The organism is Fictibacillus nanhaiensis (genome assembly GCF_036213205.1).
GTDB classification, from domain to species: domain Bacteria; phylum Bacillota; class Bacilli; order Bacillales; family Fictibacillaceae; genus Fictibacillus; species Fictibacillus nanhaiensis_E.
The window spans coordinates 603,666-619,941 of sequence record NZ_JARMFC010000001.1; the positions used below are offsets into that span (position 1 = coordinate 603,666).

Here is a 16,276-nt window from a genome sequence, read left to right on the forward strand (position 1 = left end):
CTAGTCTTGAATGGGAATTTGAATGTAAACACTTGTACCGAAGTTTATGCGGGATTTCACTTTTAGAGTTCCTTCGAGCAGTTCGACCCGCTCTCTCATCCCCATCATGCCAAAGGAATTTGATTTTGTAGGCTGTGCCATATCGAACCCTTTGCCATCATCTCGGATATATAATGAAATAAACTTTTGAGTAAACTCTAACTTTACCTCAATCAGCTTTGCTTCAGAATGCTTAACGGCATTGCTTACCGACTCTTGGATCAAACGGAAAATCGCGATCTCCATCTTATTCGGAAACCGTCGAGTCTGACCAAGCGCATGAAGCTCAACCTCTATACCTGTACTTTCTTTCACATTGCGTAAATATTTGTCTAATGTCGGAACGATACCAAGATCATCTAGAGCCATCGGGCGCAGATCGTAGATAATTCTACGTACCTCTTTCAAGGAATTTCGAACCATCACCCGTAAATCTTTTATTTCAACACGGGCGGCCTCAGTTCCTTTTTCTACAAAGATTTTCTCTAACAGTTCCGAGCGAATAAGCACATTCGCCATCAATTGAGCTGGGCCGTCATGAATTTCACGTGAAACGCGTTTACGCTCTTCTTCTTGAGCTTCAATAATCTGAAGTCCAAACTCTTGTTTTTGCTGAGCGTTTTGAACGAGTTCGTTAATTTTTCTTAAATCACCGTTAAGATAATTTAAAACAACAGAAATCTGACCTGCCAGAGACTCCGCTTTTTGAACCGTATCGTTCAATGCGCCGATTCTCCGCTCGAGCTCATCTCTTTTCTCCCGAAGCTGCTTCTCTGTTTGTCGGATGATGGAAAGTTCAATCTGATACTTATTGGCATTCTCATACGCATCACGAATATCAGATTCGCTGTACTTTTGAAAATGCTTGCTCACCTCAGCCAGTCGAGTTCGTGCTAGCTTTGCATATTCCTCGGTCCGGTCAGATTTATGTATGACCTCAATGACCTGCTGCTTCACTAACTCAAGCTCACGACGCAGCTGTTGAAACTCTTGGCGAGAATGCTCACTGATCTCAAAGATTTGCGATTGACTTGCCGTAACTGTATCGATGGTCTGATTCAGTATTCCGTCCAACAAATGTGGATCTATCGTTAACTTAGCTGCAGTCATGTAAATTTCCCCCAATTAAAACGATAAAGAAGTGTACCCGGAAGTTCTAGAACCATCTTGCCTAATTTATACATAGGTCTAAATACCCATCTAGACGAATCATACCGCGAAGACATTAATCCTTCTAATATACTACATTCGCCAGGATGTGGAATTTTATGACTTTTAATGCTAAAAAATTTTTTAAGAATTTGAATGCTTTTTATAATCACCTTATAATGAAGGATAACACGATACACTTGAAACATGAAGATTATTCGACAAATTTGACATGGAATTCATAATATTCACTACTCAAAGGAGTTTTACCCTATATGCTTGCCAATTATCTTGCCGTAAAAAACGAAGGACAGCACGAGATTGTGATTGAAAAATCTCGTTTTATCGCTCATATCGCTCGAGCTACTACTGAAGAAGAAGCTCAAGCTTTCATACAAAAAATTAAAAAAGAACATAACAGCGCCACACACAACTGTTCTGCATACTTAATTGGAGAAACGGACAACATTCAAAAAGCAAACGATGACGGTGAACCAAGCGGCACTGCGGGTGTTCCGATGTTAGAAGTGCTAAAAAAACGGGAATTGAAAGACACAGTTGCTGTTGTGACACGTTATTTCGGCGGAATAAAATTAGGTGCTGGAGGACTCATTCGTGCGTACGGCAAATCTGTTTCAGAAGGCCTCAACCACATTGGCGTTGTAGAACGTCAACTTCAACAGATCGTTCACATCACCGTGGATTACACCCTTCTCGGAAAAATGGAGAACGAACTGCGCAACTCAGTCTACCCCATCAAAGAGATGAACTACATGGAAAAAGTGGAGATTCAAATGTATGTACCGATAAAAGAAAAAGAAACATTTAAAGAGTGGATCATCGATCTTTCAAACGCACAAAGTGAGATTGTTTTTGGTGAGCAAGAGTACCTAGAAAAGGACATATAAAAATTTCTAGTTATTTTTGCCTAATTTCAACAAAATGTAACAAATATTTTATTGCTATTTTCCCGTTCCTCTCTTAACATTAAGCTATTGCCAAAAAATTACGGTTAATTTGACGCCAACATTATATATAATTGTTACGAAAGATTTATACTATGGGTATAGACCCTCATTTTTCGAACTTAAAGGAGTTTTTTCCATATGAATAGAAAAGCAATGCGCAGTAGGAGAAAAAGACGCCGTCGAATTCTCTTTATCCTTGTTCCTATACTCGTAGTTATTCTAGCTTCTGTAGGATATGGATCTTATCTTACGTATAAATTAGCAAATGCAACGTCTAATGCAAGTGAGGAATTAGGACGTGGCGGAAAATCAGATAAACGTGAACAAGCCGTTGATCCATCTGAAGATCATTTCTCGGTGCTGTTGGCCGGTGTCGATGATAGTTCAAAACGTGGATTTAGTGCAAATGGGGGCTATAAAGGTGTTCGTTCAGATGCACTTATATTAGCAACTTTTAACCGCGAAGATAAATCAGTTAAAATGGTAAGTTTGCCGCGTGACTCAAAAGTTGAGATTCCTGGTCACAGAAATACTGACAGAATCGCACATGCTCACTCATACGGCGGTATGGACTTAACGGTTGAGACGGTTGAAGACTTGTTTGATGTACCAGTCGACTATTATGTAAAATTAAACTTTGATGCTTTCCTTGAGATCATTGATGCTCTAGGTGGCGTAGAAATAAATGTTGAAAAAGAAATCACGGAACAAAACAGTAAGGACGAAGCAGGAGCAATCCACCTTGAACCTGGTGTTCAAGAATTAACTCCTGAAGAAGCACTTGCTTATGCGCGAACACGAAAACTCGATTCTGACATTTATCGTGGTGATCGTCAGAAACAATTAGTAGAAGCCATCATTAAAAAGTCAGCATCTATGGAATCTATTCCGAAGTATGGAACAGTGATTGACACGGTTGGTGACAACATGGCGACAAACTTTACGTTCGGGAATATTTTAGCTCTTTTCAAATACGCAAAATCAATCGATACGATTGAGAACTTGAAACTTGAAGGAACAGATGATACAAGCACTGGAGCTTATTACTACCAGCTTGATGAATCTTCTGTTGAAGAGATTTCTGAGCAGCTTAAATCTCACTTAGAGCTGCCAGGTTACAAATATGATCCGAATAGTTCTGAAAACACGAGCGAAGATTCAGAGCAAGATACAGCAACAGAATAAAGTTTACAATATCTTCACAAAATCTTAGTTTAGCTTCCCTATCTACAGGGAAGCTTTTTTTGTATGCTTTTAAAGAGGTAACTTAAATTGGAAACGATATGGAAATAAGTGTGTGTTTAACTATCCCAATAAATCATGTTACACTTACGAACGTTGTAGTTATGAAATTTAATCTCTGAAAAAGATATCCTATGCAATTATTAATCGAGGTGAAAGTCATGAATAACAACACATTGCAAGAAAGACCAAAACAAATTCGTGAAATTTACCTGGTCCGAGCATTGGCGATCATCGGTGTAATCATGGTCCACTCCACTTCCGGAGTTGTCGCATCATTCAATCCCGACTCATCGCTTTACGGTGTTTACAATTTTCTTAACATCTTCTTTAAATTTGGAACACCGACATTTATTTTCTTAAGTAGTTTTGTTTTATTCTTTAACTACTATCACAAACCATTAACGAAAGAACGTATCACGAGCTTTTATAAAAAGCGTATGTTGTTTATCATCATTCCGTACTTTATCTTTTCATTCTTGTATTTTGCCATGACAGCGAGCGTACAAGGTTATGCAAATACAGGAGAGATGGCAAAGGCGTTCATGATGGATTTCTTAACAGGTAAAGCGTACACTCATTTATACTTTGTTTTTATTTCCATCCAGCTTTATGTACTGTTTCCGTTTATCTTAATGTTCCTTAAAAAGTTTCCGAAAGTAACGAAACACACGATCTGGATTGGATTTGTGCTTCAATGGACATTCGTATTGCTAAATCACTATTATTGGCAGTATTCGCTTAAAGGTAGTATCTCGTTCTCTTATATGTCTTATTACTTCCTTGGAGCGTTTATCGGTATCCATTATCAACAGATTCACGATTACCTTGTTGTTACAAAAGAGAAATTATTCTCTAAGAAAGCATTAGTCTGGATTCCACTTTGGGTGATCTGGATTGCAGCATCTGCTGGTCACGTTGGCGTTTGGTATGTAACGCGTGCGAATGGTGCGATGATCGATTCGAAGATTTATGAACTGTTATGGAACGTGCACACCTTTACGTCAGCAATCGTTTTAATGCAGATTTCATATTGGTTATACAGACATCTCCATGAAAAAGTATTAAACGTTATGATTCATTTAGGTGTTGTATCGTTCGGTGTTTACTTGATCCATCCGATTCTTTTATTAATCGCTCGAAAAGTATTAGTAATAGGAGATCCGATCCTTTATCACGTATCAGTCGCTGCCTTATTCTTATTCGCATTGATCGGTTCATGGATTATTGTAGGAAATATTATGAGAATCAAACAATCTTGGGTATTGTTCGGCCCGAAACCCAAAAACCCTTATGTACCATCTAAAAAAGAAGCTGCTCAAGCCTCATAATGGTGTTGATATGGAACTGACTCTTGATCGAGTCAGTTCTTTTTTGTTGTTTGCGGTGTTCTATGGTGGATGATAGAGATGAATGTAGCCTCTCGGATGAATAATCTCACGAGAAAGTATAATAATCTCACGAGAATCAGGAATAATTTCACGAAAATTGTTAGGATTCTCACGAAAATCACATATATACTCGCGAGTCGACACCCCTCGACAAACAAATCGCACCTCCCCCCCTTCCACCACAAACAAAAAAAGCCAACGCAGACATCAACGCCTGCATTAGCTTCATTCACACACTCATTCACTTACATCTCTTTAATTTTATTCAACACATGTCCAGCTAGATAATATCCTTCACTGCCTTTTAGCTGTGAATCAGGTTTCACTCGCTTCTGTAAAACTTCATCAATATATCCTTTTTCCACCGCTACATCCCACGCTTCACTTTCTGACACGGAAACGCCGTGTAGTGTAAGAAGCATGTGCGCAGCTTGCTGACCTGTGAGAATCTCTTTTCCTTTTTCATCTACGATTTTTTTCAAGTTTTGCATCTTATATTCATCAGCTTCTTCAGGCACCATTCGGTTGATCCCGTTTGTTAGCAGATTGCTGAATGAAAGTTCACTGATCGGCTTATTTACAGGGAATTCATTCGTATATCCACCTACAACTAGTCCATAGTTGATCAATGGCTTCGTGTTCTCGTAGAACCATTCTCCTTTGTACGGGTAATCAGCTTCGTACGCGTAGAGATTAGCACCTTTATCCTTCAAAGTCTCTTGAAGCGTTTTGATTAATTCTTTATCCTTAGACATCTCGCGGAATGTTGTTTCATTTTTAATCGATATTGCTGATGCTGCTCCAGCCGCTTCTCCCAATGTCATTCCTGTTGGAACAACGCGAGCACTTCCTGCTGCAATCGAGCTATAGCCCGCCGCTTTACTTGCAACCAGCAAGTTATCAACCTCTAACGGAATTAAAGAGCGGAACGGAACCGCATATTGTTCAGGTTTTGAAATAACATAACCGTAATCACCAGGTGATGTCGCTTGTACGTCTACAGGATATGCGCCGAATCCGATTGAATCCCAATGATCTTTGTTTTCCCAAATGTCTGTCATAGGCAGTTGGTACACGGTTTTAACATGTCGCGTTTCACGAACATATAATTCTGGCGGGAAGCTTTTGATTTCTGCCTTCTCAAAGCCAGGAAACTCTTTTTGAAGATACTTGAGAATATGTTTTGTTTCTTCTTTACCAATCTTGATTGCTTTCTTCTTGTCTGCTTCATCTAATCCGTTGATCCCAAACACCTGTAAGGCATTGATATAGACTGATCCGTCATCTTGACGTACAACGTTCAATCCGCGCAGTCGAGTCACTGGATTAACGGGTTTGTAATCATAGTGAAGATCTGAGAACCCCCAAGCTACATTGCTCGTTACTTCTCCACCACCAAAAACACCATCTTTAGCAGCCTTTTGAACTTTGTCCCAATCGATGTTGCTAAAGTGCATCATGAGCGTAACGGCCATTTTACGATCTTCTAGACCAATATCTGCTCCACCTTTAAAGAATGGCGCTTCAGCGGCCGTTGCTAGATCAGCGTCTTGTGTTGCATCAACAAATCGCTTGGCCGAAACTGTTTGTTGCTCTCCACTTTCGTCTGTTAAAACGATACCTGTCAGTGCATTATCGTCCATCACGACGTCATCCATCACGGTATTTAAAGATAGCGTCAGGTTTTCTTCCTTTTGTACAAGCTGCATGAATGCATTTTCAGCATCATCTAAATCAAATCCAATTCTGCTGCCCGTAAGTTTAAACCATTCTAAAAATACTCCTTGATTCGCCCATTTTCCATTTTTATCATAGCTCACATCAAGGAAATTCAGAGCACCATATGTAAATAGACCGCCTAAACCGTCTCTATGTTCGATCAGCAACGTTTTAGAACCATTTCTTGCAGCAGACACAGCGGCTGCCACACCTTCTGGCTCTCCTCCCACAACGATTACATCGTATTCTTCTTGTATATCTGGTGCTTCATATGGCACCACATCCATTTTTGCAACAGAAGTAGGATATGGATATATCTTTTTTATAAAAATGAACGCCACTACCAGAACGATTAGCAATCCTCCCGATACAGCCCATCTCAACCAACCTTTGTTTTTCATTCCCCTCAACATCCTTCGTAACGAAAATTTAACATAAAATTAGTATATCAGACAAAAATTACCCAGTATACAGCAATTTTTGTCGTTTTTTGGAGATTTTCATTTACAGAAAATTGATAATATCTTTACAAGAGAAAAGCTCAATAGTTATAATTTGTTAAAGGAGCGTTTAATTTCGGAGGTGCTGATTTGCAATATAAAAAGGCTTCATTCTTTAGTACTCTTTTCTTCACATTTACAATTTCAATGTTTTTAAAAGCTATTTTTGTTCGTTTTTTATTATTTGAAGATATTAATATGATAGATACTATTTCTTTAGAGCTCTGTTACATCCTTCTTTTTGCCTGTTTGATCGAGTACATAGCTAACAGCAAGGTTAAATTTAGTGCATATTTATCGTTAAATTTGCTGCTTTCAACCTTATTTTTTGGAATCACTGTTTATCACTCTTACTTCGGTAATATTCCAACTTATTATGCCCTAATGCAAGCTGGTCAAGTAGGAGCTGTTAAAGACAGTGTCAATCAGCTGATTCAACCAGAATACTTTCTTTTCTATACAGACTTTATCGTGATGGCTATCCTTCTATTAACTAGAAAAATTCCCTTGCAATCTAAATTTAAACTTTCAAAAAAGAAGATGATCGCACCTATTCTAGGCATTTCATTTGCCGTTTGTTTAGCTAACTTCTTTCTTCACAAAGATGAAATTATAACAGATTCCGCTGTAGCTGCAGAAAGTAAAGGGATTTTTAATTTCGAAGCCCTTCAAGTGTATTACGGTCCGAATGGCGGCTTGCCTCAAGCTGCTGCTTTTTCAGAAGCAGAGCTTCAAAATGAAAAAACCATACAAGATAAGATAAACGAAGTAAAAGGAATAACCGAAATCCCAGACTCTGAGCGTAAATACTTTGGTGCCGCCAAAGGGCGAAACCTCATTCTGATTCAATTTGAATCGATGCAAGACTTTCCAATCGGCTTGAAAATCGATGGTAAAGAAGTAACACCAACTATGAACAAGTTGTTAAACAACAGTTTTTATTTCAACAATCTTTATCAGCAAACAGGAGCAGGTAACACATCTGATGCAGAATTCATCGCAAACACCTCTCTTTATCCTGCTGGAATGGTCGCAACATCTACTTTTTTTGAGAATAAGGCTTTTCCAAGTATGCCGAGGCTTTTACAAAAAGAAGGCTACGAGACGTTCACGCTGCATGCAGATAAAGTTGAATTTTGGAACCGCGTTGAACTCTACCCTTCCTTAGGATTTGATAAATATTATGAGTTAGACTTTTTTGGCAAAGAAGATTTGATCGGCCTTGGCCCTTCTGATGAAGTGATGTTTAACAAAGGCATGCCACTTTTAACAAAGCTAAGAGACAAGAACAAACCTTTTTATGCACATTTCATTTCTATGACGAGTCATCATCCCTATGAGATTCCAACTGACAAAGACGTTTTCGAGTTACCAGAAGCGTACAAGAAATCCATTGTCGGAAAGTACATTCAAGCAATCAGCTATAATGATATGGTTTTAGGGAAATTCATCGATCAGCTAAAAGCAGAAGGATTATGGGAAAACTCCGTGTTGGCGTTTTACGGAGATCATATGGGCATGCACCATACGATGTTTAAAGAGAACGACCCTGACATTTTAAAAGAGCTTCTTGGTCATGAATATACGAAAATTGATCGATTTAATGTACCTTTTGTGATTACGGCTCCTGGCATTACAGATAACGGCATGACTTCTGATCAACTCGCAGGGCAGCTGGATATGATGCCAACACTCGCTAACTTGATGGGAGTTTCACTGAACAATTATGTGCATTTTGGACAAGATTTGTTGAATCATAAGGAAAATTTGATTGGAATGCGGTATTACATGCCAGCTGGATCTTTCTTTAATGGAGAAGTGGTGTTCCAGCCAGAAAAATCGTTTGATGACGGTGAAGCTTTAATGCTTGAGACAGCTAAAAAGGTACCACATGCTCCATACAGAGAAGATTATGATCGTATTTTAAAGTTATTAGGGTTATCTGATCAGTATTTAAAGTCACTACCAGATAAATAACGATAAGAAAGCCTCTGCCATCATCTTTTGGCAGAGGCTTTCTTATCGTAATTTCACGAATTTGTTTTGTATTCTCACGAAAATTTTCATAATCTCACGAGTTTTAACTATAATCTCACGAAAAATAAAATATACTCGCGAGTCGACACACATCGACAAACACAAAACCCTGGCAAGAGGTATAAACCATCTCACCAGGGCCACTACATCCTCAATCTCTATCTTGCAAACAACTCAATTGCTTGCTTAGCTGTATCTTTCGCTTTTGCAGTCAAAGGTGCAACTGCAGCTGCCAACTTTTCTTTTTCCTGAGGCAACACTTCTAGATGATTAGTTAAAGCAGAAGCGAGCTCTTCACCCGTCCACTCACCATCAACATGAGCAAAGACTGGTTGATTCGCCTGTTCTGAAAATGCATCAATCTTAGGGTCATATGACAGCGCTAAAAACGGCGTGTTCATGATACCAGCAAAGATCAACGCATGCAGCCTCATCGCGAGCAGCATATCAGACAATCCAATAATGGAGACTTTCTCCTGTATTGAAGCATCATATGGAGCTACCCACGCTTTTTGCTTCATCATCCCTAAAATCTCACGCGATGTATCATCATCATGCTTATCATGCATCGGGATGAACACGACCTCATTGCCTTTCAAAACAAAATCATCCAACGCTTCTGCCACTTTTGATTTAAAATTATTCGAAGTCGGCCATTCACGAACAGAAACCGTTAGGACAGGCTTTGTAAATCCTTGCTGAACATACCACTCAGACTTTGCTTCGTCTAAATGAAAGCCTAAGACCGGATCAGGAACTAGCTCCATCTCATTTCGTATTCCGATTTTTTTTAAAAGTTGAATCGAACCTGTATCACGAAGAGTAATCTTTCCGGCTTTTTTAAGCATCATCTTCGTTAGAACTTGACTCACCGTCTTATCGATCGGTCCCATTCCTTGTGCGTAAATAAAGAATGGTTTTCCGGCCATGCGAGCAAGCATCATGATTCCTGTGTAATACGGGATGCTCTTCATACCCGTCTTATCCTGAAGCAGACTTCCTCCACCTGATATTAATCCGTCAGACGTTTTTAACACAGCTAGTACTTCTTTCATCTGCCAGCGGTTGATCGCATCAACGCCATACGTTCTTTTCGTAAACTCAGGATCGTTTGATAACACCACGATCTCGATATCTGGTTTTTGTTCTCTTAGTGCTGAGATGATCGATAAAAGAATCGCTTCATCTCCAATGTTATTAAATCCGTAATACCCTGATAAAACTACTTTCATTGTATCCACCTTTCACGTACATACGGGTACAATTTATCTCTTAAAGCTTTGTAAACGGCTATGATAACAAGTCCGATTACTAATCCGATTGCTAGTGCGTAAACCGAACGCAACACGGATAACAGAAGTGGAATGTGCAGATGCGTAAATGTGTTCATCATGGAAGCGAACCCGATCGCCCCAACAACTAAGAAAGCACTTGCGATTCCAGCATGCTTGCGGAATAGATATAGTCCGAATACAAAGAACGGGAATCCGATTAAGAATTCTTTTGTACGTGGACGAACGAACATGATTTCTTCTAACTTACTTCTAAACGTCAATTCAAGCGCACTTGCTGTTCCAGCGTTTCCGGAACGGCTTAAATAATAAGCTCCTACTATCGCAACCATCCCAAACAACAATACATGCCAATAACGAACAGGGCTGTTAAAGTAGCTAATAAGTTTTCTAATAGAAGATGCATGATTGATCTTCAACCCTAGAACTACAGCTGTTACTAAGATCGGTAGTGCTAGCAATACTTTAATGCCTCTGAACTCTTCCAGCTTGTACAGATATGGATTGCCGTACATTAGTGTTACAACCAACCAAGCTCCAGCAAATACAACTGCTGCTGAGATCAGATAGTGAATAATAAGTTTACCAAGCTTCATATCCTTCAATTCTTGAATGCGTAGTACTGCCCAAATCGGACCAGCAACAGCTACTAATAGGGCCAAACCTTTTAATAAAATTCCTGCACCTACTAAAAGATATCCTGCAGAGATAACGAGTCCGCCGATCAAGCCTATCCAAGTAAGCTTCTTATGAACAGAAGCAGCTGCTAACGCTAAGTATACCGAGCTTCCTAAAAAGGCGAACAGGTGCAATAAAGAATAATCCTTTAAGTCTTTAAAAGGTTGAGCTTCACCAGTATTAAAATATCCTGGCGCTTCTCTATGGAAATCATTGATCTCGTTAATCACTTGTTTAAATTCAGCATCTGCTGTTTTGTCGTCTAATTTTTGAACTTTTACTAATACTGTTCGAATGTTACGTTCTTTTATCGCACGTGATAATCGCTCAGAAGCAGCGTTTTCACTTGTTCTGTTCTCTGAGTAGAGTCTTTCCACGTCATACTTCATTTCTTTAGCAAAAGTTTGCATTCCTTTTTGCTCTGTTCCTTCGATCGTTACCACGTCATAATCATTTGCTTTTAATTTTCTTGCATATTCGATGAGCTTATCTTTCGAAGTACCGTCATAACCGACGACTTCTTTCCCGATAAATAAAACTTTATCTACTTCGTTTTTAGGGAATTTTAATAGCTGGTTCACCATTTGATCGTTGCTAGAATGAGCTTCTTCTTCTGAAGATGAGAAGTCATTCTTGATTCGAGGCACTACCTGAAAACCGTTTGATGTAATTTCTTCGTACGCATCAGCACTAAAGTAACCCAACGATTTGTCTTCCATCTTTAGGTCATCCGTATCTTTTCCTTCAATAAAATAAAACTTTTGATTATTTGCTGTAATCTCCGTAATTTTATCTTTAAAAGCTCGTTTTAAATAAGGTTCAGATCTGTGTCCTTCTTTTAAATAACTAATAAAAATCCCATCAGTCGTAGGAAGGCTATTAATATTTGGATTGTTCGTTAGTGCAAAATAATTTTGGATATCACTTTTACTCAAAACAGCTACGATACCCTGTGTTTCTAAAGAAGACAAATTCTCCGGCTCAAGCGTAATCGAATGGACCTTTGCTTCTTTCAGACCTTTATAAATCTTGTTTGCTGAAACATCTTCACTCTTTAATATTTCAATATCCGTATAGGGGACCATAACTTCATATGTATTGTTTGCTGACTCCGTCTTGATACGTTCATAAATCATAGGAGAAGTAAGCAGCAAAGATACTATCAATAGACCGAATAACACTTTTTTCAACAAGTAACATTCCTTTCTGAAGTCGCATATTGCTTTTATTTTACCTTAATATCCCCTTTATTATAAAGAGCATCTTGTCTTGGCCATAAAATAAAGGACACCAGCCTGACTGATGTCCTTCTTCATTTTTATTTTCCGACTCTCGGATTAGCTGCCTTGAGTGTATAGAAAATCTTTCGTAAAAACTTATTTACAGGCGCATGGTCTTTACCAACCAGCCCGATTCGTTCAGCAATAAATTGCGTGATCAACAATAACACAGAAAGGATTAATAATGATCCCCATAATGTTGTTAAGTTGAACAAAATAGCTGCTAGTCCAAATAAAGCGCTCATCGCGTAGATAACTAACACGGTCTGACGATGAGACATTCCGCTATTTAATAAGCAGTGATGCAAATGCGACTTATCTGGTGCAGATAATGGCTTCTTGTTCAAGAAACGGCGGATGATCGCAAATAATGTATCTGAGATCGGTACACCGAGAATAATGATTGGAACAACGAGTGAGAATAATGTGATGTTCTTAAATCCTAATAGAGATAGAACAGCGATCATATATCCTAAGAAAAGCGCTCCAGTGTCTCCCATAAAAATCTTCGCTGGATGCCAGTTGTAAACCAAAAATCCTAACGTACTACCAAGTAAGATAATTCCAAGTGCTGCAACAAGAACGTTGCCGTTATAGACCGCCATACCTGAAATGGTGATCAATACCGTAGACGAAACACCGGCTGCGAGTCCATCTAATCCATCGATTAGGTTAATCGCATTCGTGATTCCGATAATCCATAAAAGTGTTAGTGGAACTCCAAGAATCCCAAGGCTTAAACGATAATCAAACGGTAAGTTGATAAAATGAACTTCTACCCCTCCGTAGATTACGATACCTGCAGCAATAATCTGCCCTAACAGTTTCACTTTCGGTGAAAGTTCAAAGATGTCATCAAAAACACCTGTGATGATGATGACGATCGCTCCGAGCACAATCGGTACCGTATATTGGCTGGCCGGCTGTACGATCAGAACTCCAATCAAGAAACTGAGAAAGATGGCTAAACCGCCCAAACGCGGCATTATTTTTTGATGAACTTTTCTCTGATTGGGCTTATCCGTTGCTCCAACGAAAAAGGCGAACCTTTTTACAACAGGCGTCAAGAGAACTGACGCGATAAAACATATTAACAATGCCCAGTAAGTCATAGTTACACTCCCCAATTGGCTTGTTTATGATCATGCAATGTATGGTTGTATTTATTTCGACATAAATCAACTTTATCTTTATACACAGAGAAAATTATAGCATAGATAATTTTATTTTGTGTGAAAAAATCATTAACAAATTATGAATTTCTTGAAAGCGTTTTTTCTTCATTTATAGCTTTCGCAAAACTTTTACGCATTATTTTTTGAAACCCTTCCAAATCGAGCCAATTTCTTACCGATAACAGGTAAAGACTGTAATTCTTCTACTGACATACCCTTTGTAAGCAAAATAAAAACCGCAAAAAGCATACCACCGATTATTATCGCAACACCTGCATACAATAAGCTTGCAAGACGACTAGACAAGTCCATCACTAATGTTGGATAACCGATCGCCACACCCATAATCAAGCTTGCGACGATAAAAGTAAGAATTGAACGGTTGATAAGAGGTAATTTAAACGTTTGTTTAATAACGAGCGCGTTAGCTCCTGTTATCACGATATAAATAATCAATGTAGCTAGCGCTGCTCCTAGCAATCCGTATTGCGAGATCAGCATAAAGTTTAGCACTGCTTTACCGATCGCAGCAGCAACGATAATAACTGCCGCGGCTGTTGGACGATTGATTCCTTGTAGAATTCCTGTTCCAAGAACGGCCAGTGACGTGAATACTGAACTGAAACTCACGATTGCCACAACTAAGCTTCCTTCATCGTTCGTAAAAAGAGCGATGTTTAAAGGAAGAGTCAGAGCTGCAATTCCAACAGCTGCTGGCCAAGAAAATAGATGTGTTAAATTAAATGAACGATTAATAACTCTATTCGCATCATCCATCTCGTTTTTGGCTATTTTGCCCGTAATCAATGGAATTAAAGGCAAAACGATCGATGTTGAGAAAACCGTTGCGATCTGCACGAGTGACGTACCACGAGCGTAGATACCATTTAAGTAGAAGGTTTCTTTCGCTGTCTTCCCTGCCATTTGTAGGGCAGACGGAATCGTAAGCGAGTCCACCACGTTAAGTAATGCCATAGTAAGAGCACCGACACAAATCGGCAATGATAGCTTTAATATCCTCTTACTCGACGATTTAAATGCCTTCATAGTATATGGACGATCTGAGCCCGGTTTAAGTTTCGACTTTTGAAAAATAATTCGCAAGTAAATTAATGATATAAGTGCTGCAATCGCTGAACCTGCCATCGTACCTGCTGCGATCGTCTCGTTATCAGCTGCGATCGAAACAAAATAGTAAGCCGCAACAATGACGAGAGCCACACGAATAAACTGCTCGATTACTTGTGAGTACGCGGTTGGCTTCATGTCTTCATAGCCTTGGAAAAATCCTCGATAAACCGCCATGTACGGCGCGACCAAAAGCGTAATAGAAACGACAATCAATGAACTTCTCGTTTCCTGTCCTCCAAGAATGTCTGCGATCTGATACGAAAACCCGTATAAAAAGCTGAATGAAAGGACTCCGAAAATCACAGCCAGAATTCCTGCCGTGTTAAATATGTTTCGAATTTCTGTATCCTCACCCTTCGCTCGAGCTTCAGAGATGAGCTTCGAGATAGCAATTGGAATCCCTGCTACAGATAAGATAAGTGCAGTCATATAAACTGGGTAAACGAGACTGAATATACCGAGTACATCGTCACCGGCAATGTTTTGTAGAGGAATTCGAAAAACGGAACCAAGGAATTTAGATAAGAAAGTCGCGATCGTAAGGATTAAGGCTCCCCGGATAAATGTGTTCTTACTCATGCTTGCCTGTCACCTTTTGCTGGATGACTTTTAACGCAAAATGCGGTAGGCTCAACTGGCGCTTCCAACGAGAAGGTTGCTTCATTAATCTGTAAGCCCATTCTAAGTTCATCTTTTGCCAAATTTCTGGTGCACGCTGTACTTCACCTGCAAGAACATCAAATGAACCACCGATTCCCATGAACACACCTTTTTCAAACTTGTCCATGTTCTCACCAATCCAAAGCTCTTGTCTTGGAACACCAAGTGCTGTGAAGATTAGATCCGGCTTCGTGCGTTTGATCTCGTTTGGAATGTGATCATCACTCCAATCAAAGAAACCGTGATGTGCTCCTGCAATTTTCACGTTCGGGTATTGTGTCATGATTTCAGCAATTGTTCGTTGAAGTACTTCATCTTTCGCTCCTAAAAGGTAAATACTATAACCTTTTTCGTTTGCGATCTCGAGAAGTCCGATGAACGTCTCAAATCCTGTAACACGCTCTGGCAATGGATTTCCTAACAGTCCTGCTGCTTTAACGACACCAATTCCATCCGCCGTTACGTAATTTGCTTTTTGAACAACGTCTCGATATTGAGCATCTTCCCTTACCTTCATAACAATCTCTGGATTTGCCGTTACAACAAACGTTTTCTCTTCTCTTTCCAGATGTCCGCTTAATGTATTTAAGAAGCCGCTCTGTGTGGAGTTAACAAAATCTACTCCTAAAATTCGCACTGTATTTTTCAATGAATGTCACCACTTTTTCTTATTTATCTTATGTGATCCTGGCTCAGTTGGACTGGCCAATTAGCAATGTTTACCTGTTTTTTGATAAAACACTAATAAATATATCATAAAAAGACATTAAACGATAAGTTCCTTCATATAATAGGTCGTCTCTCATTGTAGTTTTTGAGGGAGGTGGTTAGATTATCCAGTAATATTAAAAATAAGGGGCAGTTTTGAAACAAAACTTGTCGTTTGAGGTGCGTGGAGATCATTGCGGATAGATAATCTCGCGAGAATCCTTGATAATCCCACAGATTTGTTTGTTAATCTCACGAATTTTTGTAGGAATCTCACGAAAACAACCAATATACTCGCGAGCCGACA

Annotated in this window: 11 protein-coding genes; 4 read left to right on the top strand and 7 right to left on the bottom strand. The window is 39.2% G+C overall.

The features are described from left to right. Complete coding sequence (locus P4V41_RS03045) at positions 1 to 1,149, bottom strand: sensor histidine kinase (protein ID WP_197195027.1); 1,149 nt, start codon at positions 1,147 to 1,149, stop codon at positions 1 to 3. 314 nt (positions 1,150 to 1,463) lie between these two features. Here P4V41_RS03045 and P4V41_RS03050 point away from each other — a divergent pair, with 314 nt between their 5' ends. The 3 genes from P4V41_RS03050 (at position 1,464) to P4V41_RS03060 (ending at position 4,729) form a co-directional block, all read left to right on the top strand. Next, positions 1,464 to 2,096 carry a YigZ family protein gene (locus tag P4V41_RS03050; protein ID WP_328083354.1) on the top strand — a complete coding sequence of 211 codons (633 nt, stop codon included), beginning with the start codon at positions 1,464 to 1,466 and terminating at the stop codon, positions 2,094 to 2,096. A 198-nt stretch (positions 2,097 to 2,294) separates the two neighbouring features. After that, positions 2,295 to 3,341: an LCP family protein gene (locus P4V41_RS03055; RefSeq protein ID WP_328083355.1), complete on the top strand. Its 1,047-nt coding sequence runs from the start codon at positions 2,295 to 2,297 to the stop codon at positions 3,339 to 3,341. 218 nt (positions 3,342 to 3,559) lie between these two features. Further along, entirely contained in the window at positions 3,560 to 4,729 is a 1,170-nt protein-coding gene (locus tag P4V41_RS03060; RefSeq protein ID WP_328083356.1) for an acyltransferase, read from the top strand. 305 nt (positions 4,730 to 5,034) lie between these two features. On the opposite strand, the gene P4V41_RS03065 is transcribed toward P4V41_RS03060, so the two are convergent. Next, positions 5,035 to 6,909: an FAD-dependent oxidoreductase gene (locus P4V41_RS03065; RefSeq protein WP_328083357.1), complete on the bottom strand. Its 1,875-nt coding sequence runs from the start codon at positions 6,907 to 6,909 to the stop codon at positions 5,035 to 5,037. Between the two features lie 189 nt (positions 6,910 to 7,098). Between P4V41_RS03065 and P4V41_RS03070 the strand changes: the two genes are divergently transcribed. After that, positions 7,099 to 8,985: an LTA synthase family protein gene (locus P4V41_RS03070; RefSeq protein WP_328083358.1), complete on the top strand. Its 1,887-nt coding sequence runs from the start codon at positions 7,099 to 7,101 to the stop codon at positions 8,983 to 8,985. Between the two features lie 218 nt (positions 8,986 to 9,203). Here P4V41_RS03070 and csaB read toward each other — a convergent pair whose 3' ends face one another. The 5 genes from csaB to P4V41_RS03095 all read right to left on the bottom strand — a co-directional run bounded on the left by csaB (position 9,204) and on the right by P4V41_RS03095 (position 15,910). Continuing rightward, positions 9,204 to 10,277 carry a polysaccharide pyruvyl transferase CsaB gene (csaB, locus tag P4V41_RS03075; protein ID WP_328083359.1) on the bottom strand — a complete coding sequence of 358 codons (1,074 nt, stop codon included), beginning with the start codon at positions 10,275 to 10,277 and terminating at the stop codon, positions 9,204 to 9,206. Next, a complete protein-coding gene (locus tag P4V41_RS03080) occupies positions 10,274 to 12,196 on the bottom strand; it encodes a DUF5693 family protein (protein ID WP_328083470.1) in 1,923 nt (640 codons plus the stop codon). The genes csaB and P4V41_RS03080 overlap by 4 nt, the downstream gene beginning before the upstream one ends. Before the next feature lie 137 nt (positions 12,197 to 12,333). Beyond that, positions 12,334 to 13,407, bottom strand: coding sequence for a glycosyltransferase family 4 protein (locus tag P4V41_RS03085; RefSeq protein ID WP_198768404.1), 1,074 nt, complete (start codon positions 13,405 to 13,407; stop codon positions 12,334 to 12,336). A gap of 192 nt (positions 13,408 to 13,599) precedes the next feature. After that, positions 13,600 to 15,180 carry a polysaccharide biosynthesis protein gene (locus P4V41_RS03090; RefSeq protein WP_328083360.1) on the bottom strand — a complete coding sequence of 527 codons (1,581 nt, stop codon included), beginning with the start codon at positions 15,178 to 15,180 and terminating at the stop codon, positions 13,600 to 13,602. Next, positions 15,173 to 15,910: a WecB/TagA/CpsF family glycosyltransferase gene (locus tag P4V41_RS03095; RefSeq protein ID WP_328083361.1), complete on the bottom strand. Its 738-nt coding sequence runs from the start codon at positions 15,908 to 15,910 to the stop codon at positions 15,173 to 15,175. Before P4V41_RS03095 ends, P4V41_RS03090 begins: the two co-directional genes overlap by 8 nt. Between the last annotated feature and the right edge of the window lie 366 nt (positions 15,911 to 16,276).

What these genes read in the sequence shown, in the direction of transcription:
- P4V41_RS03045 (WP_197195027.1), bottom strand. Translation starts at nt 1,149, where the DNA reads ATGACTGCAGCTAAGTTAACGATAGATCCACATTTGTTGGACGGAATA.
- P4V41_RS03050 (WP_328083354.1), top strand. Translation starts at nt 1,464, where the DNA reads ATGCTTGCCAATTATCTTGCCGTAAAAAACGAAGGACAGCACGAGATT.
- P4V41_RS03055 (WP_328083355.1), top strand. Translation starts at nt 2,295, where the DNA reads ATGAATAGAAAAGCAATGCGCAGTAGGAGAAAAAGACGCCGTCGAATT.
- P4V41_RS03060 (WP_328083356.1), top strand. Translation starts at nt 3,560, where the DNA reads ATGAATAACAACACATTGCAAGAAAGACCAAAACAAATTCGTGAAATT.
- P4V41_RS03065 (WP_328083357.1), bottom strand. Translation starts at nt 6,909, where the DNA reads ATGAAAAACAAAGGTTGGTTGAGATGGGCTGTATCGGGAGGATTGCTA.
- csaB (WP_328083359.1), bottom strand. Translation starts at nt 10,277, where the DNA reads ATGAAAGTAGTTTTATCAGGGTATTACGGATTTAATAACATTGGAGAT.
- P4V41_RS03085 (WP_198768404.1), bottom strand. Translation starts at nt 13,407, where the DNA reads ATGACTTACTGGGCATTGTTAATATGTTTTATCGCGTCAGTTCTCTTG.
- P4V41_RS03090 (WP_328083360.1), bottom strand. Translation starts at nt 15,180, where the DNA reads ATGAGTAAGAACACATTTATCCGGGGAGCCTTAATCCTTACGATCGCG.